The following is a 22,068-nucleotide window of genomic DNA, read 5'->3' as shown; positions in this document are numbered from 1 at the left end:
TCAACCCGGGCCCGTCGACCGAGAGCATATAGGCGACCAGTTCCCAGGTTTCTTCATCGCTCAATGTGATGCGACAAACTTAGACTGCTCATCACCAGACAGCCACCAGAAATTCGGCGGGACCGGAGCATGCCGGCGCCGGCAATCGACGCCGCGCTCCACCAGCAAGCGAGCGATGTTATCGACAGCAACCGAGGAGGTGCTCAGCACTGAGGGGCTAAAACCCTTGCCCAGGTCGCACGACTCGGGAACGACACCTATGATGATGAGTTCGGACGGGGCGTGACCGGTCAGCCTCAATCGCGCGAGAGATTCCCGAACTCCCGGATCGTGCGCCGTCAGGCGAAGCTGGGCCCGGCGAGCCAGAAGATCGTCTTCGCAGTAGATGCACAACGTGCCGGGCTTCTCCTGGGCATGAACAGCATCTGCGATTACGACCAGGTCCGCGGCGTACAAATACGGCGCGAGATCGAACCCAGGCGTGCCGAGGTCGAGAATTTCAACGTTCGAGCCGCATTCGTACCTGCTACGGAACATTTCCACGGCCAATGGGCCAAAGCCGTCATCGCCAAGAAGAACGTTACCTATGCCGACGACGCGGGTTCGCGCGGGTATCCCGCCGGCACGAGTGCTCATAGCACCTTCACTTGAGCGATTTCGCGGCCGCTTGCATCGAACGTGTGACACGCGCACGCCATGCATGGATCGAAGGAGTGGACGGTGCGGAGTACTTCCAGCGGCCTGGACGGATCGGCCACCGGGTTTGCAAGGAGCGAACTTTCGTACGGCCCGGGAACGCCCTGCTGGTCGCGGGGGCTGGCGTTCCAGGTGCTGGGCACAACCGCCTGATAGTTGGAGAAGGTCCCCTTGTCGATGACAACCCAGTGCGAAAGCGTGCCACGGGGTGCTTCATGCAGGCCCACGCCCGTAATCTGGGATTGCGGGAATACGGGAGGATTGTAGGTGGTGTCGTCGCCTTTAAGAATGTTGGCGGTGAGCAACCGGCAGTGCTGGAGCGCCAGGTCGGAGAGCATCGCCGAGCGGATCGCGCGGGCAAGGTACCGCCCCATTGTCGATTGCAAATTATCCGGCGTCAGATTCGGACCACGGAGCGACGAAATTTTCTTGAAAGCGTTGTCGGTCCATTTGCGCGTGAGCGGATGGCCTGCGGCGTAGCCTACGAGAACATTCGCAAGCGGACCGACCTCCATCGGGTGACCGTCGTAGCGCGGCGCTTTTACCCACGAGTACTTGCCGTCCTCATGGAAGTCGGTGTAGTCGGGATCGGTCTTGCCCTGAAAGGGAGGCTGCGGGCCTTCTCCCTGGTACCACGCGTGCGTGACATCCTCGGCAACGGCAGAGCGGAGGGCCTGGTCATTCCAATTTTGAATTGTCCGCACGGAACCGAGATTCCCGTTGAGGATAACGCCGCCGGGAAGATCGAATTGCGTGGCCTTTGCATCCAGCGGCAGGTCAGGGACGGCAAGATAATTCGCCGCGCCGCGTCCATAGCGGAACCACTCGGGGTAGGAGGCGGCGAGCAGGCAGGCATCGACGAAATAGGCCTGTTGCACGAACGGAATCAAATCCTGGAGCAGAGATTGGATCATCCCGAGCCGGTCCATGTTCATCGTCGCGAGGCTGTTCAAGTTAATCGCGTTCATCACGCCGCCAACAGCCAGATTCTGAATGTGCGGAGTTTTCCCGCCGAGAATTCCGACCACCTGCAAGGCTTTGCGCTGAAATTCCAGCGCCTGCAAATAGTGAGCAAACAGAATCAAGTTCAGTTCCGGGCTCAAGTGCATCGCCGGATGGCCCCAGTAGCCGTGAGAGAAAATCCCGAGCTGGCCGCTCCCAATCAAGCCATTGACCTTGTTCTGAACATCCTCGAGCCTGCGACGGGAGTTTCCCTCCCAGGCGCCGACGCCGTCTGCGATAACGGCTGCGCGGGTGGGACTCGCCTTGGGGATGGTCGTGACGTCCACCCAGTCGAGTGCGGACAATTGATAGAAATGAACGATGTGATCGTGCAGGGCGTGCGCGATGAGAATCAGGTTGCGAATGAACTGCGCGTTGGGCGGAATCTCGAGCTGGAGCGCATCCTCTACGGCGCGCACCGAGGCGACGGCGTGGACCGTGGTGCAAACTCCGCAGAAGCGCTGGGTGAAAACCCAGCCTTCGCGGGGATCGCGCCCGAGCAGAATCGTCTCGATTCCGCGCCACATGGTGCAGCTCGCCCATGCTTTCTGCACGGCGCCCCCATCGACCTCGACATCGATGCGCAGATGCCCTTCGATGCGAGTTATCGGGTCTATCGAGATGCGAGCCATAATGTTTTTCCTTCTGGTCAAGCCGCCGCGGTTCGCGGCTCACCGGCCATGATCGGGAAGAGTTTAATGAGCACGATGAAACCGGCGATCTCGCCGGCCACGAGCCCGCTGGTCACAAGGATCTCGGTGACGCTCGGAAAGTACGACCAGTTCGGGCCCGGCTGGAAGGCTACGAGGAAGACGTCGAAGCGATAGAGCGCGCCGGCCAGCACCAGCAACATCGCGGCGCGGAACAGGTTGCCCGCGTCGCGCCGTTGGCGGTCCGTCAACAGCATCACCCCGGCCGCAGCGAACAGCGCCAACTCGATGAGCGACATCACGCTGTACATGTCGAATGCAAACAGCGGCCCGAACTGTCCGCGGACGCCAAGATCAATCAGCCGAATGCCGAGGTACAGCCCAAGCAGCGGCAGCATCGCGTAGCCGAGTCCGGCGAGCATGTCAGTTTCGGATTTGCGGCCGAGAAATTTCGCGGACAGCGCGCTCTCCATCACGACTGCCCCGAACCCCATCGCAATACACGAAAGGAGGAAGAGCAGCGGGAGCAGCGACGTGTTCCACAGTGGATGCAGCCGCGGCCCGCTCAGCAGCATCAGCGACCCGAGCGACGACTGGTGCATCGTGGGCAGCAGCATGCCGAGCGCGGCAAGCCACAGCAGGCTCTTTTCCGCCACCGGGAGCCCGAAATTGCCGATCCGGCGGAACGCGGACCAGGTGCTGGTGCGCGCCCACTCGAGGAACGCCGGCGACAGCTCGAGCCACAGCACGACCGTGTAGGTCATGATGCACAAGGCCACTTCGAGCAGCACCGAGTTCAAGTTCCAATGCCAGAAGAACGGCAGCTTGTAGGCGATCCACGGCCTGCCCACATCGATCACCACCGAGAGGCCGGCGATGGTATAGCCGAAGGCGCTGGTGACCAATGCGGGCCGCATGAGCGGGTGATACTTTCCGCGGTTGAGGATGTACACGAGCAACGCCACCGCGTAGCCGCCACAGCTCAACGCGGTGCCGGTGACTACGTCGAACGCGATCCACAGACCCCATGGGTAGCCGTCGTTGAGCGCGGTGCTCGCACCCAGGCCAACAATGAACCGCCAGACGATGAGCAGGCCGGCCATCCCCGCGAAGACCGCGAGCGCCAGCACCGGTCGAGTGAAGATGGTTCCGCCGAGCGGTTGCGGACGATCGTGGGCGTTCATGGTTGGCCATCCTCGCGCTTCGTGCTGTCGGGCTTCTCGCGGTTGCGCAGCATCACCGCCGCGAGCAAGCCGTACAATGCCACCGGGGCTACGAAGCCTTTGTAAATGGTGTCCTGAATCGTCCGCACGCGCCTCGGCACCGGCTCGTCGCTGTACGCCGGCAGGCCGAGCTTCTCGAAGTCGACGTGCGCCAGATACAGCACTTGCGTGCCGCCCGCTTCGTGCTCGCCGTACACCTTCGGCACATAGCGGCCGGGATTCTGTGCGAGCCGTTGATGTGCATCAGCAAGGAGATCGGTGCGCTTCCCGTAGATGACTGCGCCCACCGGGCACACCTCGCAGCACGCCGGACCCTGGCTGCGGTGTCGGCACAGCTCGCACTTGACCAGTTTCGGGATGGCCTTGGACCATTCGAACTTGGGGACGTTGAACGGGCAGCCCATCTCGCAGTACCGGCAGCCGATGCAGAGATCCGGATCGTAGGACACGATGCCCTTGTCGCCTTTCTTCATCGCGCCCAGCATGCAGGCGCCGACGCACGCCGGATCGAGGCAATGCATGCACTGCCGTTTGACGAATGACTGTGCGCCGGTGGCCGGATCCCGGTAGAGCTTGATGATGTTCTTGGCGTGCTCGTTAAGGTCGAGCGGCATGTCCCACAGACCGCCGGACGCACTGGTGTCCGGCGTCACGTCGTTGGCTTCGTTGCACGCCACCATGCATGCCTTGCAGCCGATGCAGCGCGTGGCGTCGTACAACATCCCCACCGCGTCGGGTCGGGGCACGACCGCTGCGGCCTGCGTCTGATGCACGCCGAGTGTAGTGCCCACCATGGTCGCGGTGGCGGCGGCCATAACCTTGAGGGCGGAGCGTCTGGATATGCCCACGGGACTACTCCTTCTTAGGTTTCGATTCCGACTCGGAATCGCCGGCCGAGCCCAGTTTTCTCGACGCCATGAAACCTGCACCGACCAGAGCGCCGCCGATGAGGCCGGCCACACCGGTGGCCACCGGACTGATGTTGCCCTGCGGCGTGTAGATCGGTGCGTAGGTGTCGGGCGGTGTCACCTCGTGGATCTTCACGGTCTGGAACATCGGGACGCGGAACGCGATGCTTTTCTCGGTACATCCAACGCAGGGCGCGCCGATACCGATTGGCCACACGTCGGGAATCTCGTTGAAATGCCGCGTCGAGCATCCTGCGTGTGTGTCAGGACCCTTGCAGCCCATCTTATACAGACACCAGCCTTCGCGGTGGCCATGGTCGCCGTATTGTTTTACGAAGCGGCCGGCATCAAAGTGCGCTCGTCGCGGGCATTGGTCATGAATGTTGCGATCAAACGCGAACTTCGGACGCCGTTGCGCATCGAGTTCAGGCAGCGTGCCGGATTCGGCAAATTGCAGGACTACCCCGAGCAGCGTGTAGGGATTGGGTGGACATCCCGGGATGTTTACGATCGTTTTTTGTGGCAGGAGATCGGCGACGCCGACCGCACCGGTTGGATTCGGATCGGCCGAGGGAATCCCTCCCCAGGAAGCGCAGGAGCCGATGGCGATTACGGCCGCAGCCTTTCCCGCCACGTCGGCGAGGACTTCCGTGGCTGGCCGCCCGGCCACCTTCATATAGACGCCCTTGTCCCGAGTGGGGATTGAGCCCTCGACCACGCAGACGTACTTGCCGGCGTAATCGTGCATGGCCTGCGCGAGCGCTGCTTCGGCCTGCGTGCCCGCACCCGCCATTAACGTCTCGTGGTATTCGAGCGAGATGATGTTCAGAATCAAATCGTCCACGCCCGGGTGGGAAGTCCGCAGCAGCGTCTCGGTGCAGCCGGTGCAGTCCTGAAACTCAAGCCAGATCACGGGCGGGCGAATAACTTTGCCGAGTACCTGGGCGACGGCCTCGGGCGTTTTCAAATCGGTGATCGCCAGGCCGAATGGTGCGGCGATCATCAGGGAGGAGCAGAACCTCAGGAAGGCGCGGCGGCTGATGCCACTCCGCTTCAGGCGCTCATCGATGGTTTCGAGAACTCTTGAGGAATCGGCGAGGGGAGTACGCATGATGTCACCGCCTATGTGTCTTCCTATACTCTTTCGGGAGAACAGAAGCCAACCTTATATTACATCGGCCATTGTATCAGTTCGATACACTCTCTCTGTGTACTCCTCCAGGCGAGAAATCCACCACCGTGCTCGGCAATTTGTATCGAAAGCACCCACGTGAGCCTTTTCGCTCCATCCGATCTGGACTCGCCGATTGTATTGCCGGATAAAGCATCTAACGCGTTTGCGCGAAGTCTGGTGCGGGCACGCATGGCACGTTCGATGCTCACCTATCGAAAGTCAAAACCGATCAATTATGCACCAGCGACTCTCTCGAGCCGCATAGCGAGGAGAAGACAGGCCGATGGATACTTACCGTGAACTCTCTATCGGGATCCCGAAAGAGTACGAGTCGATTCGCACGACCGCTCATCGCTTCGCGAAAGAAGTGATGCGTCCGGCGGCGATCGAACTCGACCGGATGGCCGATCCCCAGGATGTCATCGCGCCGAATTCCCCGCTGAGACAGGTTATGAAGAAGGCGTACGGCCTTGGCTATCATGTGGCGGGAATCCCGGTGGCGCTGGGCGGGCTGGGACTCGATCCGCTCGGCAGTCACATCTTGCATGAGGAACTGGCGTGGGGATCGGTTGATTTGTCGATAGCAATCGGGGTCGCGGGTTTTCCGGCCATGATCGCCGGCCTCAGCGGCAATTCCGATCTGTACGAAACCATCATGAAGCCGTTCATCGAGGACCGCGAAGCCGCGTTCATAGGATGCTGGGCGATCACCGAGCCCAACCATGGATCCGATCAGTTGATGGTAGGCACGCCCGAGTTTCACGATCCGAAGGTGAAGGGCGAAGTCGTCGCGCGTACCGAAGGCGACTCCTACGTCATCAGCGGCCAGAAGGCGGCGTGGGTTTCCAACGGCACCATCGCGACTCACGCGGCGCTCTATCTGAGGATCGAACCCGGATCGCCTGGTGCAGCGACGGGAATGTCCGGCGGCGGCGTCGCAGTGGTTCCACTGAACCTGCCGGGAGTGTCGAAGGGCAAGCCGCTCAACCAAATGGGGCAGCGCGCGCTCAACCAGGGCGAGATCTTTTTCGAGAACGTGCGCATCCCGCGCCATTACATGGTCGTGAACTCCGATACCTATGAGCAACAGACGATGGCGACCCTGACCATGGCCAACGGCGGCATGTCCACCGCATTTACCGGGCTTGCTCGCGCCGCATATGAGGTTGCGCTGGACTACTCGAAGGAACGCATCCAGGGCGGGCGTCCCATCTGTGAGCATCAGCTGGTACAGAAGCGCCTGTTCGAAATGTTCACCAAGGTCGAGGCATGCCGCGCGTTGTCGCGAGCGGTCACCGTTTACAACAGCTCGTCGGGGGCGCCTTCGCTGCAACATGCGATCGCCGCGAAGACCTTCTGCACGCAGGCCTCGTTCGAGGTGGCCAACGACGCCTTGCAGATTTTCGGCGGCAACGGACTGAGCAAGGAATATCCGATCGAGAAGTTGTTCCGCGATGCGCGCGCCTCGCTAATCGAGGACGGCACCAACGAGGTCCTGAGCCTGGCTGGCGCGCGACACATCCTGGCCGAGAGCGATGGCCACGGGCACGCATAGCAGCTACGGTCGCATTTAGCCGGTCGCGATGGAGGTAGCAGATGGCGCGTGCACAGGGAGCGATTGAGCAGCTGATCAGGCTGCGCGTGAAGCAGCATCCGCACGAAACCTGGCTCAAGTTCAAAGACCAGGAATTTTCGTGGGAGCAGGTGTTGAATAATATTCATCGCGCCGCCAACGGCTTGCTTGCTCTGGGCATCGCGCCCGGCGACCGCGTGGCGATCATGATGGGCAATCGCCCCGAATTTTTGTGGATACACTTCGCGATCGGTTTCATCGGCGCGGTGAGCGTTCCCGTCAACACCTCGCAGCGCGGCGTGACATTGCATCACGTGCTCGCAGACTCCGACTCCGCGGCGGTGATCTTCGAAGAGCTGCTGCGCGATTCGGTGATGGCGGTAAAGGACTCGCTCCCGAGCCTGAAAGCTACCGTGGTAGCCGACGGCAAGACCGGCAAGGGAGTAGATACGACGCTGGATGCCCTGATGGCGCATCCCGATCGGGAGCCCGACGTCGATGTCGGCTCAGGCGCCGGTGGCGCCAACATGATGTACACCTCGGGCACCACCGGGCCCCCGAAGGGAGTCATCGCCAGCGGCGGAGATACTACCGCGCTCGCGGCGGTGCTGGGCGCCATCAAGCTGCGTCCCGGCGAGACCATCTACACGGCGCTGCCGCTGTTTCACGGCAACGCGCTGATGATCTCGGGATTCGGCTCGATGCTGCTCGATGCCAAATTCGCGATCGCCGAGCGCTTCAGCGCGTCGCGATTCTGGGACGAATGCCGCAAGTACCACGCGGTCGAGTTCAACACCCTGGGCGGCATGATTCCTATTCTGCTCAAGCAGCCGCCGCGACCCGACGATCGCAAGCACGAAGTGCGGGTGGTGCTCTCGGCAGCATGTCCGCCATCGGTGTGGAAGGAATTCGAGGATCGTTTCGGCGTCAAAATCATCGAAGTTTATGGAATGGTCGATTCGCCGGGTTTCCTTATGAACGACGTTGACCGGGTCGGGTCGATGGGCAAGCCGGTCGGCGAGGTAGAGTTTCGCGTGGTTGACGACAACGACAATCCGCTCCCGGCGGGCAAGATTGGCGAGCTCGTTTTCCGTCATCCCAAGGGGCAGCTAAGTCATTATCACAAGCTTCCCGATGCGACCGCGGACGCATACCGCAACGGATGGTTTCATTCGGGCGATCTCGCCAGGACCGACGAGGACGGTTTCTATTATTTCTGCGGACGCAAGAAGGCGTCGATCCGGCGCCGCGGCGAGAACATTTCCGCCTGGGAGATCGAGACCGTCGTTAATCAGCATCCCGCAGTGCTGGAGTCGGCGGCCTATGCGGTGCCGTCAGAACTCGGTGAGGATGAAGTCAAGATCGCGGTCGTGCTGGCGCCCGACGCGAAACTTCGCCCCGAAGATCTCATCGAGTTTTGCCGCGACCGGATGGCCTACTATGCGGTGCCTCGATTCATCGAATTTATCGACGAGCTTCCCAAGACCGGCACTCAGCGAATCCAATATGCGGCCCTGAAGGCGCGGGGCGTCGCAGGCGCGTGGGATCGCGAGCAGGCAGGCATCAAGGTCGAACGAACACGCACGCCGGCATGAACCAGCCGCCATCGAGGCGGCGCAATGGCGGTACAACTTCCGCGACCCGAGGAGGGACAATGGAATTTCAGGAATTAATCGGCACGCGACGTTCGATTCGCTTTTTCGATCCCAAGCGACCCGTCGAACAGGAAAAGATTCAGAAAATTCTGGAGGCCTGCCTGGTCGCTTCATGCGCCGTCAACGCGCACTGGCTTCGCGCAATCGTCGTCAAACGCGACGACATACCGAAGGCCGAACTCGAGAAGCTGAAGAACCCCGTGCAGGCCATCGTTATCGAACTCGCCCCGGTGCATATCTACTTCTATGCCGACCTCGGCGTCGTGAATCGGGTCAAGGGCGCCCGTCTCAAAGAGTTAGTCAATGCAAATGTCATCGCTTCGACCCACGGCTGGAGCGTCAAGTTCGTCGATGAGGTCGTGTATCCGTATATCCTCAAGCCGATGACCGAATCGCCGCACTATCCGACCATGGCCGCTTTCGATTGCGGCATCGCGGCGTGCCAGGGCCTGCTGATGGCGTACGAACAAGGGCTCGGTGCGTGCCTTACCGCGTTCGCCGCACCTATCATCGGCGCGATCACCAAGCCGCCGGCGGATTGGTTCCCGCTCTACCAGCTCAACATCGGTTACTCGCTCGAGTCTCGCGAAGCGGGCGGGCAGCGGCCGCGGCCTCCGTTCGAGGAGCAGTACTTCCTCGGCAAGTACGGAAATCCGTTCCCGCGCGATCCTAAAGTCGTCGAGGAACTGAAGAAATCCAAGGTGCTGCAAGCGCCGGCGCCGCTTCCGGGCCGCAAGGAGGAACTCCGTCGCCTCGCAAAGCAGTTGAATCTGCCGGAGTGATCGCGGGCACGTGAGCGCCGTCTAGCGAGTGTCGGCGGTGGTTGCAGAGGCCGGTTCGTCGGCAAGCACGACGACCTTGCCGATCATTCCGTTGATCACATGGAACTGGCAGACGTATGTGTAAGTGCCGGGCGCCTTGAAGGTGTAAGTGTAGATTTCATTAGGCGCGATGATTCCCGACTGCGATGATGCCGCGCCCTCGGGAGCAGCCTCGCCAACGAACTCGACGCTGTGGGCGATGCCGCCGGTGTTTCTCCATTCCACGGTGTCTCCCGCCCGTATCGTCAGCGCGCTCGGCATGAACTCGGCCGGTGCGTCGCTGATGACGACCACCGCGGCAGGCTCTTGGCGGCCTCCTGGTCCGGATGTGACAGGACTGCTGCCGGTTTGGCACCCGAAGCCGGCCACTGCGGTCGCCGTCGCCACCACAGCCAGAACTCGATGCATATTAGGGCTTATCCCAAACATGGTCCCCCCTCTGTGAATAGACTTCAGAATCTCGGCGCCTGAAATCCACGGAGTAGAGGATAAGTTTGTTTCACGCTTCCGGCAAACCGGGCTAACCTGAAAGCTGCGCGCGGCGGCTACAGTGCGCTGGAAATGGAACTGGTTTTGCGTACGCTTAGCAGGCTGTTGAAAAAGTAATTTTCAACGCCTGCTCCCTCTCTCTTGTCTCCCCCAAAGGGGGAGATGTTGTAGGTAAGAAGACAGTTTTCACGCAGGGTGTTGAAGTGCTTGAAATCGAAAACTACGATTGACCCCAATTTTTCAACACCCTGTTGGAGCCTAAACCGCGAATGAGTAGCCGCCATTTACGGGAATCGTCTGCCCCGTCATCCAGCTCGACGCATCGGAGGCGAGGAACAGGACCATGTTGGCCGCGTCTTCCGGCTCGCCCAAGCGCCGAATCGGGTAATGGCGCAGCACTTTTTTCGTGTACTCTTCCACCTCGAGCATGCGCGCGGTCGTCGGCGTGCGCGTGGTGCCGAGCGCCACGCAGTTCGCGGTGATTGAATAGCGGCCCACATCCTTGGCGATCGCGCGGATGAATCCTGCCGCCCCTGCCTTGGCGCCGGAATATATTTCCAGGTTGGGCTCGCCGACCCGGCCCGCGTCGGAAATCACCGTGACGATCCGTCCGTAACCGCGCTCGATCATGCCGGGCAGCGCCGCGCGGGTGCAGTTCAGCACGCCGAAGAAATTGGTCTGCAGGGCAGCCTGCCATTCGTTTGGCGACTGCTCCCAGAACGGCTTGCGAGAAATGTTGCGCGGATCGGGTCCGTAATTGCCGGCGTTGTTGACCAGGATGTCGACCCGGCCCAACGCGCGCACGGCCTGCTCGAACGCGCCCATCACGCCAGCGAAATCGGTCACGTCGCAACGGGAGGCGAGCGCCTTGCATCCGAGCTTTTCCACTTCCGTGGCGACCGCCTTCGCGCGTTCCTCGTAATAGTCATTCACCACCACGCCGCCCGCGCCGTTGGCGGCCAGATGCAGCGCGATTTGCCTTCCGACGCCCTGTCCCGCGCCGGTCACCAGACCGATGCGGCCCTTCAGATCGAGTATTCCGCCCGCCATGGTCTGCTCCTTCATCGAATCGCCGATTTCCCGGTCAACGCGCGGCCGATGATCAGCTTTTGAATCTGGGTTGTTCCGTCCGGCATGGTCAGCATCCGTGCGTCACGCAGGCATCGCTCGACCCGGTTTTCGGTGGCGAGTCCATTCGCCCCCATGCACTGGATCGCGGTCGACGCGACTTTGACCGCGGCTTCCGTCGCATACCATTTCGCCATCGAGGCTTCCACGTCCGCGCGTCCGCGCCGCAGCGCAAGATAGGCGCGATTGCATAGCAGGCGCGCCGCGTCGATCTCGGTGGCCATCTCGGCAACCATCGCGGCGACCAGCTGATGGCGGATGATTTCCTTGCCGAACTGTTTTCGTATCTGCACGTATTTAAGCGCGATTTCGTAGGCGCGGCGCGCGATCCCGACCGCCATCATCCCGGTGCCCGCGCGCGCATGCGAAAACAACGCAAGCGTACGCTGGAAAGCGCGTTCCGGCGACACGTTTTCGCTGCTCCATCCGCCGAGCACATTGGTTTCCGGCACTTCCACATCGTTGAAGAACATTTCCGAGGTGGGAAAGGAGCGCAGCCCGATCGTCTGGATCTCGCGGCTGTCGAACGGAGACTCCCGCCGGTCAATTACGAAATGGCGGAATCCCAAGGGCCCTTTGGCGGGATCGGTCTGCGCCAGCACCACCGCGATGTCGGCGACGCTCCCGTTGCTGATCCAGGTCTTCGCGCCGTTGATTACCCAATGGTCGCCCTTGCGCTCGGCTCGGCTTCGGATCCCCGACGGATCGGAACCCGCCTCGGGCTCAGTGGTCGCGATACATCCGATCAGATCGGCGTGAGAGAGCGGCGCAACCAGCCGCCGCGCCAGGTCGGGATGCGCACTGGCGGCAATCAGCGAGGCCGCGCCGGAGGTTATCCCCGACATCCCGGACAGGCCCGGAAAAGTCGCCGACAGTTCTTCGCTCTGGACGCATCCGATGATCGGGTCGGAGCCGCCGGCAAGGATTCCTTCGGCGTCCGCATAGCCCCACGGTATGAGCATCTTGAGCAGCGGCTTGGCGCGCTCGGCGGTCATCTCGATGTCGCCCCACCGATCGTCGAGCGGGCGGACCTCCGCGTCGAGGAATTTCCGCAAGCTGTCCCGGAACATCCGCTGCTCTTCGTTCAATTCGAAGTCCATAAGCTTACGCGGCTCCCTGCCGGCGCGCCTTGCGTTTGCCTCCGAGGCCGCTCTTCAGCACGTCATCGATCCACGACAGACCCGCCATGATCCGCGGAAACCCGACCGTGGTCATGCCGAGCAGCGCGACTTGCCGGATTTCTTCGGGTTTGGCGCCTGCCTCCAGCGCGCGCCGGGCATGCGAATGGACCGCGCCCTCCTGTCCGGATGCGACCGCCATCGCGAGCTTGATGAGCTGGCTATGCTTTTCGTCGAGCGGGCCCGCCTCGGCGATCATACGTCCGAGATCGTCGTAGGCTCCACTGATTGCGGGAAATTGCCGTCTGAAATCCCGATATCGCCCCGGTAACTCTTTCATCTCTGAACTCCTCCGACGTGCCAGACCTCAACGGGCATCTGAGCAGGAAACAAAATAGTTCTCAAGGATAGAATCGCGTGGGCGGCGGGTTTTGCGACCGCGCCGAGGCGCGCTAGCCACGCCGGGACGCGGCGCAAACCCCACCTGCCCGCAACCGATCGATTTCAGGAAATAGAATCCGCCGCGCTACCTTGGCCGTATTGCGTCAGGCATTTTCGGAAAGCGCGGTTGCGTTTCAGGTGCCATTCACGGCTCATCGCTTGTTCGCGCGACGCGTGACGCTCGGCATACAGCAAGAACCAAACGCGGCCGCGCGTTGATCGCGCGCCTTTCCCGGCGTTGTGCTGAGCGAGGCGTCGATCGAGATCGTTGGTCCATCCTACGTAGGTTCGACATCCGTCTGGGCCGGAACTACCTAGAACGTAAACGAAGCATTCCATTCGCCAGCGGCCTCGGGTTTCGACTATGTTCGATTCGAAGTAACAACACAAAGTCCGGGCGCGAAGAAGCAGCTGAAGTCTTAACGGAGACGAGGAATCGAGAAGCGCCCGCGCATGGAGCAAATCACATGGCCAGTGGACACGTTTTGAAGGAAGTCAAAGACGGCGTCGCGACTATCACGCTCAATCGCCCCGAGAAACTCAACGCATTCTCGGGCACGATGGCCGCGGAGCTTTACGCGGCCTTTGCCGAATACGACAAGGATGACGAGGTCCGCGTGATCGTCGTCACCGGCGCAGGCCGTGCGTTCAGCGCGGGCGCGGATCTGTCGGGCGGCGGCAACACGTTTGACGCCGACGCGCGCGCGGAGCGCCGCCAGCGGCCGGCGCCTGCGATTCGGCCGTGGAACGTGCGCAAACCGATCATCGCGGCGATCAACGGGCCGGCGGTCGGAATGGGAATCACGCTGCCGATGCAATGGGACATCCGCGTCGCGGCCGAGAGCGCGCGAATCGGATTCGTGTTCGTGCGGCGCGGAATAACTCCGGAGGCGCTCAGCCTGTGGACCGTCCCGCGAATGATCGGACTGGCCAAGGCCAACGAACTGCTGATGACCGGGCGGATAATCAGCGCGCGCGAGGCGCTCGAATTCGGAATCGTGAGTCACGTATGGCCCGACGCTGAGTTCATGGCGAAGGTGCGCGAGATGGCGCTCGATATCGCCCGTAATACGGCGCCGGTGTCGGTCGCGATAACCAAGCGGCTAATCTACGCACTGCTCGCGGAGCCCGAGGCGGAGAAGGCGCAGGCTGTAGATACGAAGGCGTTCGTGTGGGCCGGCAAGCAGCCGGACGCGTACGAAGGCGTCAGCGCGTTTGTCGAGAAGCGCAAGCCCAGGTGGAAGATGAAGCCGTCGAAGGACATCCCCAAATTTATCCCGGCAATCAAGTGATCGAGCCGTCCGTCGATGGCTCCGGCGGCGCGCGGGCGCCTCACTCGGCGTGGCGGCGCGAGTCGGCGCTGCTGATCGCGCTGGCGATAGCCGGCGCGGCGGCCGAGTATCCGCTCGCGATGGCGATTAAGCCGATCGACGGATCGGAAATCTGGCGCGTGATCCCGTTCCTCGGCGTCACTCTCGTGCTCGCATCGCTGGTACCGGTAGCGCTTCGAATCAACGGACAGCTCGGGTTGCCCGGTGCGCCGCTGATCGCGGCAAAGATCGCGGGCGCGAAAATCCATTTCTCAATTCGCAGCCTGGCGAGAGTTTCGATCGGCTACGCGATGCTGGCCGCGGCGGCAGGCGCGGGCGTGCTGGTGATTGTGATCGTGCCGCTGGTTTTTATTGCGCGCGGCGGCGCCGGCATCAGCCTTCCGAAGCCGCCGATGCTGACGGTGGCGCCGGGCCGTATCGCGATCGTCGGAGCCTCGGTCGCAATCGCGGCTGCGGTTAGCGAGGAGATCCAGTTTCGACTGGTGATGTATGCGATCTTCGGATGGATCGCGCGGCTGATATCGCGCGACTCAAGCGGCTACCCGGGACGCCGCGCGCTTTGGATAATCACGATTGCCCAAGGCTACCTGTTCGGAATAATTCACCTGATACCGGTGGCCGGGGCGCTGTTCCATAGCACGTCGAAATTTCTGATCGGCGGCTTGGTGATGCCGCAGACGTGGGAGGGCGTCGTGTTCGGGCGCCTATACTTGCGCCGCGGACTGGAAGCCTCAATGCTCGCGCACGCGTCGATGGACGTCGCGTTGTTCGCGTTGGCGGCGATCGGAATGTTGCGGTCTCATCTCGGCGCGGGTTGAACGCGCGCGAAACTCAGGCCAGATTTGCGCGGCGATACATCGTGACGACCGCGGCTCCTCCCAGCCCGAGATTGTGCTGGAGGGCGACCTTGGCGCCTTTGCTGCTACTTCGCCGTGTAAACCACTTCCCCGCCTACAATCGTTTTGAGCGGCTTGACCTCCTTGAGGCCTTCCGGCGGCATCGTGAAAATATCGTCCGATAGCACGACCATATCGGCGTATTTTCCGGGCTCGAGCGAGCCCTTGACCTGAGCCTCTCCCATCGCCTTGGCCGCCCAAAGCGTCCACATCTTAATTGCTTCGGTAACGGAGATTGCCTGCTCGGGATGGAACACACCCATGTCCGAGTGACGGGTCACTGAAGCCCATATGCCGAGAAACGGGTTGATATTCTCGAGGTAGATCCCGGTTAAATCAGTGCTCCCGGCCGGTTCGAGCCCGGCGTCAATCATTGCGCGGTAGCGAAAGCCGGTATCTGCGCGTTTTGCGCCCATGTTGTCGAAGTTCGATTTGACTAGATCCAGCAACCACACCGGCTGCGCTGAAATATAAAGACCGTGCTTTTTCATCTCTTTGGCGCGCTTCAACTGCTCGTCGGTGAGCTGAAACGTCCCAAAGTGTTCGATCCGCATTATGGTTTCGGGCCGTCCCGAGTTGATCACCTTTTCGTAAGCGTTCAAGCCGACGTCAGTGGCGCGATCGCCTGAACAATGGAACATGCACAGCGCGCCGGCTTTGTTGGCAATGGCCGCAAACCTATCGGCGTGTGGCTGGTCGGTGACCAAGATTCCCTTATTGCCGGGCGGGTCGGTATCGAAATGCCCAACATACGGCTCGTACATATAGCCTGTGCGAGCGTCATTTTCCCCGTCTATCCATGCCTTTATCCCCGCGAACCGATACCACTGCCGGTCAACACCCTTTGGCATGTCGAACTTGCTCAAATCCTCGGGCATGTCCTCGCCGTCGGCCGATGTCCAGACCGAAATCGTGTAACGAATGGTGGGCTTGGTTGGCAATTGCGCGACCGCTTGGAGAACAGGCAATGCCTTGGCGGGGGTAAGTGCTAGAACCGACGTAAACCCATTCGCATTCCAGAACTCCTGGATGTTTTTGGTATAGTAGCGCTCCAGCTCGGCCGGAGTCGGGTCGTCCGGTATATCCGCCAAGGCATCCGTCAGCACCCCGGTAGGTTCGCCGGCCTGGTCGAGCATTACCGAGCCGCCGTGCGCGAGCCTCCTCGTGCCCTTCTTGATGCCCAGCCTTTCTATAGCCAGAGAGTTAACCATGGCCATGTGACCGCCGTTGGCGAGCAGCAGGGGGTTATCGGGAGCCACAGCATCAAGCTCAGCTTTGGTCGGGATACGCTTCTCGACAAACTTGTTTTGACTGGCTGAAGCGCAGGCGACCCAAATCCAGGTGCCCTTTGGCGTCTTCTTTACCGCGCTAGCTATGTTAGCCAGCGCCTGCTTGACTGACTTGGTCCCGGGGTAGCGGTCATCCACCCAGTCTTCTTTCAAATAGATGGATTCCATCGGGTGGCAGTGCGCATCGATCAATCCGGGCACCACGGTCTTGCCACCGAGGTCCACCATTCGAGTTGAAGGCCCCGCAAGCTTCTTTAGCTCATCGGTCGCGCCGACGCTCAATATCTTGCCGTCCTTGACTGCAACGGCGCTAACTATCGACCCTGCGGGATCGAGCGTGACAACCTTGCCATTAAAGTAAACCACGTCTGGCTCAGCCGCCGGCGCGATGCGGGCAAATGCCCCCACCACGAGGGCGACCATCGCTACGCTAGCCAGCAGACGTTTCGCCACGGTTGTCGCATTCGTGTGCATAGGTAGCCTTCTGTCGGTCCCGATCATGGCGAGCTAATAGTTGTTGAGCGCGGGCCGCGGAACTCAGGCCAGATTTGCGCGGCGATACATCGTGACGACCGCGGCGCCTCCAAGTCCGAGATTGTGCTGGAGGGCGACCTTGGCGCCCGATACCTGCCGCTTGGCTGCCTCGCCCCGCAATTGCCAGTTGAGTTCCGCGCACTGCGCCAGGCCGGTTGCGCCCAGGGGATGGCCCTTCGAAATCAGCCCGCCCGATGGATTCACGACCACTTTGCCGCCGTAGGTGTTGGCGCCCGCGTCGACAAATTCACCGCCCTTGCCCTCGGGGCATAGCCCTAGCGCCTCATAAGTGATCAGTTCGTTGCACGAGAAGCAGTCGTGGAGTTCGACCACGTCGACGTTCTCGGGTCCCAGACCGCTTTGCTCATAGACCTTATGCGCGGCGGTCTTCGACAGGTCAGAGCCGACCATCTTTATGCAACTCCGCTCGGAAAACGTGCTGGCAAAGTCGGTCGCCATCGCCATCCCGAGAATCTCGACGGCCTTGTGCTCGAGGCCATGCTTCTTGACGAAGTCGGCGCTGGCCAGGATTGCCGCGCCCGAGCCGTCGGAGGTCGGGCAGCACTGAAGCTTGGTGAGCGGCTCATACACCATCGGCGCGCTGAGGATTCCTTCCAGTGAATACTCATCCTGGAATTGCGAGTAAGGGTTGTTCACCGAATGCTTGTGGTTCTTCCATCCGATTTTTGCGAACTGCAACGCGGTCGTGCCGTAGCGATCCATGTGCTCGCGTCCGGCGTTGCCGAACATCTGCGCCGCCGGCGGCGCCGGCGCGAAGCCGCGCAGGTCGGCCATTAGCGTGATGTGCTTGTCCATCGGATTGGTGCGGTCCGTGTACTTGGCGCCGAGCGAGCCCTTCTCCATCTTCTCGAAGCCGAGCGCCATCACGCAGTCCGCGATGCCGCCCTCGACGAATTGCTTGGCCATGAACAGCGCGGTCGATCCGGTCGAGCAGTTGTTGTTGACGTTGTAGATCGGGATGCCGGTCATCCCGAGTGCGTAGAGTGCGCGCTCGCCGCAAGTCGATTCGCCGTAGCAGTAGCCGACCACCGCCTGCTCGATGTTTTCGTAGGCGATCCCGGCGTCCTGCAAAGCCTTGGTGCCGGATTCCTTCGCCATGTCGGGATAGTCCCAAGCCCGCGAACCCGGCTTCTCGAACTTGGTCATGCCGACGCCTACGACGTATACTTTGCGTCCCATTTTTTTTCTCTCCCTGATGGCCGCACTTGCGCGGCTGTGGCTACTAAAACTCCAAAAGCGGTAAGAAGTCCAGAGTTTTGAGATTCAGCACCGCAGCATCGCCGGCGTGCCCGTCCTGTTGGGTTGCAGATTTGATCGAGGACCGGTCGAAGCGATCTAGAGATCAAGGTGAAGCCGCATTGCGTCTGCAGCTTTGCTCATAACGGTTGCATTGAGACGGCCCAACGCTGCGCCTCGGATTCGTTCCTTGGAGATAGTTCGGATCTGCTGCGCCTGAGCCTTCGAGGGCTTCGGCAGGCCACTATCTTTAGGGGACAGTGCAATTTCAAACGGATATATCCTGCTGACGTTGGAAGTGATGGGCAGGACGGTCACCGTGTTTGAGGCCCGGTTATTCGCTTCGTTACTGACGATGAGCACCGGGCGGCGCTTGTTTATCTCCGTGCCGATAGTTGGGCTTAAGTCGGCGAAGTAGATATCACCACGTCTCATCGGACAGCCCATCTGAAGTCGGGGTGTCCCAGGCCTTGTCGAATTCCGAGTTCGCTTGGCGGTAAGCAGTTTCCAACTCGCGGCTTCGGAGCAGCTTGAGTGCTTCCTCGAAGACCTGGGATCGGCTCTTCAAACCCCGCCTTTTTCGATAGTTCTCAACGAATCCGGCTAGTGAGCGAGGAAGCGATACCGAAAGTTTTGCGGCACTCATCGGCGAATTGTTCCTACCATTGGTAGGAGTAATGGTAGCAGAGAGAGTACGCCCGTGCCAGGGCCCGCATTCGAAGTGCGGGGGCGCGTTGCGCGATCGCGCAACATGTTGATGTTCCCTGGATTCCAGATTTGATGGTTGCGGGGGAAGGATTTGAACCTTCGACCTCCGGGTTATGAGCCCGGCGAGCTACCAGACTGCTCCACCCCGCCCCGGCAGTGTATCTGCCGGTCGGTCAGCCGGTCAACATCGAACACATTAAAATGCGCGCGGGCGTGTGGAAGCGATGCGCCGGGAATCGAGCCGGCGATTGCGTCGCGGACTCGACTGCGATCCAAAACTAGCCGGCGAGAATCCGGATGTTGCAGTTGCGATGTTTAATCCCGAACTCGATGATCTCTTTTTCGATCGGGGTTGCGCCCGGTTTTGCGTCGGTCAGCATCAACTGCTTCGCGACGGCGTTGTCGATCCCGTCGGCCTCGACGTCAAGGTTATGGTCGTCACAGATGATAAATGCCATTTGGTTAAAAGCACCTCGAACCAACCAAGCTACAAGATTTTTTCACCGATTTGAACCGCGCGGGCGGCAGACCCCCAAGCCGCGATTTGTGGTAATCGTGATCGAGATGCGCCCACGCGCGAACTGGAAAACGCAAACGCGGGAGGTGGATGCGAATTGAGCCTGAAGGGAAAAGCCGCGGCAATTGGAATTGGCGAACTCAAACCGGTCAAGGAACCCGGCGACCTCACCGCGCTCGGACTGATGGCGCGGGTGGCGGCCGAAGCGATCGCGGACGCGGGGCTGGAGAAGAAAGACATCGATGGCTTCCTGGTCGGCGTGCCGTTTTCGGACCCGGGGATGATTTACCCGGCGAGCGCGGCCGAGGTGCTGGGGCTGAACGTGCGGATGCTGAACCAGGTCGATATCGGCGGCGCGAGTCCGGCTGGGATGATCTGGCGCGCGGCGGCGGCGATCGACGCGGGAATGTGCAGCGCGGTGTTGTGCATCGTCGCGGATTTGAACAAGGTCGGCGACCAGCGCCCGCCGGTGATATCGGTGCAGCGCGAGTTCGAGGCGCCATACGGGAATATCGGCGCCAATTGCGGCTACGCGATGATCGCCCGTCGCCATATGCATGAATATGGCACCACGGCGCGGCAGATGGCGAAGGTCGCGGTCGATCAGCGAACCAGCGCGCTCAAGAATCCGCTGGCGACATTTAATGACAAGGCGCTCACGATCGACGACGTGCTGAACTCGCGGATGATCGTCGATCCGCTTCATCTATATGAAATCGTAAGCCCGGTGAGCGGCGGCGCAGCGATAATTGTCGCGTCGCCCGAGCTGGCCAAGGGCGCAAAGAATCCGCCGATATGGCTGCTGGGGGCGGGCGAGTACGCCAATCATTCGACGATCACGTATGCGCCGTCGATCACCGAATCGCCGATCAAGCCTGCGGCGGCCGCCGCGTTCAAGATGGCGGGTCTGCAACCGAAGGACATGGACATCGCATGTCCCTACGACTGCTACACGATTACCGTGATCGTCACGCTCGAGGACGCGGGCTTTTGCAAAAAGGGGCAGGGCGGGCCGTTCGTGATGGAGCACGACCTGACGTACGCGGGCGACTTTCCATGCAACACGCACGGCGGGCAATTGTCGTTCGGCCAGGCGGGGCTGGCGGGCGGCATGAGTCACGTGACGGAAGCGATAAGGCAGCTGATGGGACGCGGCGGCGAGCGCCAGGTAAAGGGCGCGGCGCTCGGCTACGTCAACGGCAACGGCGGAATCATGAGCGAGCAGTCAAGTCTGGTGCTGGAGCGCAGATCATGAGCGAGTACTACAAACCGCTTCCGAAGCCATCGCCAACCAGCCGGCCGTTCTGGGAGGCGGCGCGGCGCCATGAGCTGACGCTTCAGCGCTGCGGCGCGTGCCGCGCTTTCATCTACTATCCGCGCGATCGATGCCCAAAATGCTTCTCGGACAAGCTTGCGTGGGAACGCATGAGCGGGCGCGGCAAGGTGTACAGCTTTACGGTCGTGCGGCGAGCGTCGAGCCGGGCGTTTTCCGACGCGCCGTACGTGCTGGCGATCGTCGAGCTGGCCGAGGGGCCGCGCATGACGAGCAATATCGTGGCGCCGCCGGAGGATGTGCGCGTCGAGATGCCGGTCGAAGTATTCTTCGACGACGTGACACCGGAGCACACGCTGGTGAAGTTCAAACCGGCGTAAATTTCCGCGCTCACGCCAATAGCACAGCGACGATCGCGTAGAAAAAGAGGAACGGTGCGAAAAACACCGAATGATCCTGGCGCTGTCTAGCCGTGCCGCAAGCCGGGGAAAAAACGGCGGCGCGAGCCGAGCGCGTCGGCGTATCGTCCGCCCATCGCGCGTTCCTCGGCCGGAATTCGCACGGCGAGAATCAGAGCGTTGCCTATCGAGAACGCGATCGCCGTGAAGATCGCGCCGCCGATCATCGGCACGGCCGCGATCTCGATGACGACCGCAAGATAGTTGGGATGGCGCATGAAGCGATAGGGTCCATCGGTCGCGGGGGCGCGGTCGGGACTCACGATGATTCGCGTGTTCCATCGATCGCCGAGAGTTGCAACTGCCCAGTAGCGAAGCGCTTGCGCGACGATTTCAGCCGACAGCGCTAGCCACGCCACCGCGGGCGCAAATGCGTGCGGAAAAAACGCCGCCTCGGCTGCGCATGACACGATGAACAGCGCGTGAAATACGACCATCACGCGATAGTGCGCCTGCCCGACTTCGACAGCACCGTGCTGGAACGCACGGCGCGCGTTGCGGCGCGCGCGATCGATCTCGAAAACCCGCTCGACGACCAGGATCGCGAGGATCAGCAGGTAGGTGCGAAGCGAGATCACCACGTAAGCAAGATCACCACTTCAGAAGAACCAGCTCGACCGAGAACCCGGGGCCCATCCCGATGATCAGGCCGTAGTCGCCGGGAGCTGCGGCGTTGTCTTCCAGCAATTCGTCGAGAATGAACATCACCGACGCGGACGAGAGATTTCCGACCGATTGCAGCGAGCGCCACGAACGCGCCAGCGCGGCCTCGGGGAGAGCCAGCGCGCCCTCGAGGGTCTCGAGCACCTTGGGGCCGCCGGCGTGCGCGATCCAGTGGCGGATATCCGAGCGGTCGATTTGTTGCGTGGCAAGGAATGAATCAACTTCGTCGAGGATATTGGCGCGGACGAGGTCGGTGAGCTTCGA

The 22,068-nt window shown here is 61.3% G+C and carries 24 protein-coding genes and 1 tRNA gene; 7 read left to right on the top strand and 18 right to left on the bottom strand.

What is annotated here, in order from left to right:
* Window positions 1–60: 60 nt before the first annotated feature.
* The 5 genes from ABSB13_RS02815 to ABSB13_RS02795 are packed head-to-tail and all read right to left on the bottom strand — an operon-like array spanning window position 61 to window position 5,590.
* Entirely contained in the window at window positions 61–636 is a 576-nt protein-coding gene (locus ABSB13_RS02815) for a hydrogenase maturation protease (protein WP_428105342.1), read from the bottom strand.
* Window positions 633–2,333 (bottom strand): nickel-dependent hydrogenase large subunit, encoded by a 1,701-nt coding sequence (locus ABSB13_RS02810; protein WP_428105401.1) that lies wholly within the window; start codon window positions 2,331–2,333, stop codon window positions 633–635. Before ABSB13_RS02810 ends, ABSB13_RS02815 begins: the two co-directional genes overlap by 4 nt.
* Before the next feature lie 14 nt (window positions 2,334–2,347).
* Window positions 2,348–3,532 (bottom strand): NrfD/PsrC family molybdoenzyme membrane anchor subunit, encoded by a 1,185-nt coding sequence (gene nrfD, locus ABSB13_RS02805; protein WP_428105341.1) that lies wholly within the window; start codon window positions 3,530–3,532, stop codon window positions 2,348–2,350.
* On the bottom strand, window positions 3,529–4,419 hold the full coding sequence (gene hybA, locus ABSB13_RS02800; RefSeq protein WP_428105340.1) for a hydrogenase 2 operon protein HybA: 891 nt from the start codon (window positions 4,417–4,419) through the stop codon (window positions 3,529–3,531). Before hybA ends, nrfD begins: the two co-directional genes overlap by 4 nt.
* A gap of 4 nt (window positions 4,420–4,423) precedes the next feature.
* Entirely contained in the window at window positions 4,424–5,590 is a 1,167-nt protein-coding gene (locus tag ABSB13_RS02795; RefSeq protein WP_428105339.1) for a hydrogenase small subunit, read from the bottom strand.
* A gap of 346 nt (window positions 5,591–5,936) precedes the next feature.
* Here ABSB13_RS02795 and ABSB13_RS02790 point away from each other — a divergent pair, with 346 nt between their 5' ends.
* Genes ABSB13_RS02790 through ABSB13_RS02780 form a run of 3 tightly spaced genes read left to right on the top strand, consistent with a single transcriptional unit; the run spans window position 5,937 to window position 9,663 of the window.
* Window positions 5,937–7,208, top strand: coding sequence for an acyl-CoA dehydrogenase family protein (locus tag ABSB13_RS02790; protein WP_428105338.1), 1,272 nt, complete (start codon window positions 5,937–5,939; stop codon window positions 7,206–7,208).
* 41 nt (window positions 7,209–7,249) lie between these two features.
* Window positions 7,250–8,821: an AMP-binding protein gene (locus tag ABSB13_RS02785; protein WP_428105337.1), complete on the top strand. Its 1,572-nt coding sequence runs from the start codon at window positions 7,250–7,252 to the stop codon at window positions 8,819–8,821.
* A 59-nt stretch (window positions 8,822–8,880) separates the two neighbouring features.
* A complete protein-coding gene (locus tag ABSB13_RS02780) occupies window positions 8,881–9,663 on the top strand; it encodes a nitroreductase family protein (protein ID WP_428105336.1) in 783 nt (260 codons plus the stop codon).
* 21 nt (window positions 9,664–9,684) lie between these two features.
* On the opposite strand, the gene ABSB13_RS02775 is transcribed toward ABSB13_RS02780, so the two are convergent.
* The 5 genes from ABSB13_RS02775 to ABSB13_RS02755 form a co-directional block, all read right to left on the bottom strand.
* Window positions 9,685–10,110, bottom strand: a complete 426-nt coding sequence (locus ABSB13_RS02775) for a cupredoxin domain-containing protein (RefSeq protein WP_428105335.1) — start codon at window positions 10,108–10,110, stop codon at window positions 9,685–9,687.
* A gap of 339 nt (window positions 10,111–10,449) precedes the next feature.
* Window positions 10,450–11,256, bottom strand: coding sequence for an SDR family NAD(P)-dependent oxidoreductase (locus ABSB13_RS02770; RefSeq protein WP_428105334.1), 807 nt, complete (start codon window positions 11,254–11,256; stop codon window positions 10,450–10,452).
* The gene (locus tag ABSB13_RS02765) at window positions 11,253–12,419 is read right to left on the bottom strand and encodes an acyl-CoA dehydrogenase family protein (RefSeq protein ID WP_428105333.1); all 1,167 of its coding nucleotides are present in this window, start codon (window positions 12,417–12,419) and stop codon (window positions 11,253–11,255) included. The genes ABSB13_RS02770 and ABSB13_RS02765 overlap by 4 nt, the downstream gene beginning before the upstream one ends.
* Before the next feature lie 4 nt (window positions 12,420–12,423).
* Entirely contained in the window at window positions 12,424–12,777 is a 354-nt protein-coding gene (locus tag ABSB13_RS02760; protein WP_428105332.1) for a carboxymuconolactone decarboxylase family protein, read from the bottom strand.
* Between the two features lie 164 nt (window positions 12,778–12,941).
* Window positions 12,942–13,217: a GIY-YIG nuclease family protein gene (locus tag ABSB13_RS02755; protein ID WP_428105331.1), complete on the bottom strand. Its 276-nt coding sequence runs from the start codon at window positions 13,215–13,217 to the stop codon at window positions 12,942–12,944.
* A gap of 128 nt (window positions 13,218–13,345) precedes the next feature.
* On the opposite strand from ABSB13_RS02755, the gene ABSB13_RS02750 reads away from it, so the two are divergent.
* Window positions 13,346–14,170, top strand: a complete 825-nt coding sequence (locus ABSB13_RS02750; protein ID WP_428105330.1) for an enoyl-CoA hydratase-related protein — start codon at window positions 13,346–13,348, stop codon at window positions 14,168–14,170.
* Window positions 14,116–15,027, top strand: a complete 912-nt coding sequence (locus ABSB13_RS02745) for a CPBP family glutamic-type intramembrane protease (RefSeq protein ID WP_428105329.1) — start codon at window positions 14,116–14,118, stop codon at window positions 15,025–15,027. The genes ABSB13_RS02750 and ABSB13_RS02745 overlap by 55 nt, the downstream gene beginning before the upstream one ends.
* 104 nt (window positions 15,028–15,131) lie before the next feature.
* Here ABSB13_RS02745 and ABSB13_RS02740 read toward each other — a convergent pair whose 3' ends face one another.
* The 6 genes from ABSB13_RS02740 to ABSB13_RS02715 form a co-directional block, all read right to left on the bottom strand.
* Entirely contained in the window at window positions 15,132–16,895 is a 1,764-nt protein-coding gene (locus tag ABSB13_RS02740; protein WP_428105328.1) for an amidohydrolase, read from the bottom strand.
* A 36-nt stretch (window positions 16,896–16,931) separates the two neighbouring features.
* Window positions 16,932–18,128 (bottom strand): lipid-transfer protein, encoded by a 1,197-nt coding sequence (locus tag ABSB13_RS02735; RefSeq protein WP_428105327.1) that lies wholly within the window; start codon window positions 18,126–18,128, stop codon window positions 16,932–16,934.
* A gap of 156 nt (window positions 18,129–18,284) precedes the next feature.
* Window positions 18,285–18,620 (bottom strand): type II toxin-antitoxin system PemK/MazF family toxin, encoded by a 336-nt coding sequence (locus ABSB13_RS02730; RefSeq protein WP_428105326.1) that lies wholly within the window; start codon window positions 18,618–18,620, stop codon window positions 18,285–18,287.
* Window positions 18,607–18,831: a ribbon-helix-helix protein, CopG family gene (locus ABSB13_RS02725; RefSeq protein WP_428105325.1), complete on the bottom strand. Its 225-nt coding sequence runs from the start codon at window positions 18,829–18,831 to the stop codon at window positions 18,607–18,609. The genes ABSB13_RS02730 and ABSB13_RS02725 overlap by 14 nt, the downstream gene beginning before the upstream one ends.
* A gap of 135 nt (window positions 18,832–18,966) precedes the next feature.
* Window positions 18,967–19,043, bottom strand: a tRNA-Met gene (locus ABSB13_RS02720).
* A gap of 128 nt (window positions 19,044–19,171) precedes the next feature.
* Window positions 19,172–19,351, bottom strand: coding sequence for a hypothetical protein (locus tag ABSB13_RS02715; protein ID WP_428105324.1), 180 nt, complete (start codon window positions 19,349–19,351; stop codon window positions 19,172–19,174).
* Between the two features lie 156 nt (window positions 19,352–19,507).
* On the opposite strand from ABSB13_RS02715, the gene ABSB13_RS02710 reads away from it, so the two are divergent.
* Window positions 19,508–20,665 (top strand): thiolase family protein, encoded by a 1,158-nt coding sequence (locus ABSB13_RS02710; RefSeq protein WP_428105323.1) that lies wholly within the window; start codon window positions 19,508–19,510, stop codon window positions 20,663–20,665.
* The gene (locus ABSB13_RS02705; protein ID WP_428105322.1) at window positions 20,662–21,063 is read left to right on the top strand and encodes a Zn-ribbon domain-containing OB-fold protein; all 402 of its coding nucleotides are present in this window, start codon (window positions 20,662–20,664) and stop codon (window positions 21,061–21,063) included. Before ABSB13_RS02710 ends, ABSB13_RS02705 begins: the two co-directional genes overlap by 4 nt.
* A gap of 86 nt (window positions 21,064–21,149) precedes the next feature.
* Here the strand turns inward: ABSB13_RS02705 and ABSB13_RS02700 are convergent, their stop codons facing one another.
* Together ABSB13_RS02700 and ABSB13_RS02695 are read right to left on the bottom strand one after the other, a co-directional pair.
* Complete coding sequence (locus ABSB13_RS02700; protein WP_428105321.1) at window positions 21,150–21,722, bottom strand: isoprenylcysteine carboxyl methyltransferase family protein; 573 nt, start codon at window positions 21,720–21,722, stop codon at window positions 21,150–21,152.
* A gap of 10 nt (window positions 21,723–21,732) precedes the next feature.
* Window positions 21,733–22,068: 3-oxoacyl-[acyl-carrier-protein] synthase III C-terminal domain-containing protein (locus tag ABSB13_RS02695; protein WP_428105320.1), on the bottom strand; the 336-nt coding region annotated here is incomplete at its 5' end.

Origin of the sequence: Binatus sp. (SeqCode) (genome assembly GCF_050013435.1) — a bacterium.
Lineage (GTDB): Bacteria > Desulfobacterota > Binatia > Binatales > Binataceae > Binatus.
This window is presented reverse-complemented; position numbering and strand designations above follow the sequence as displayed.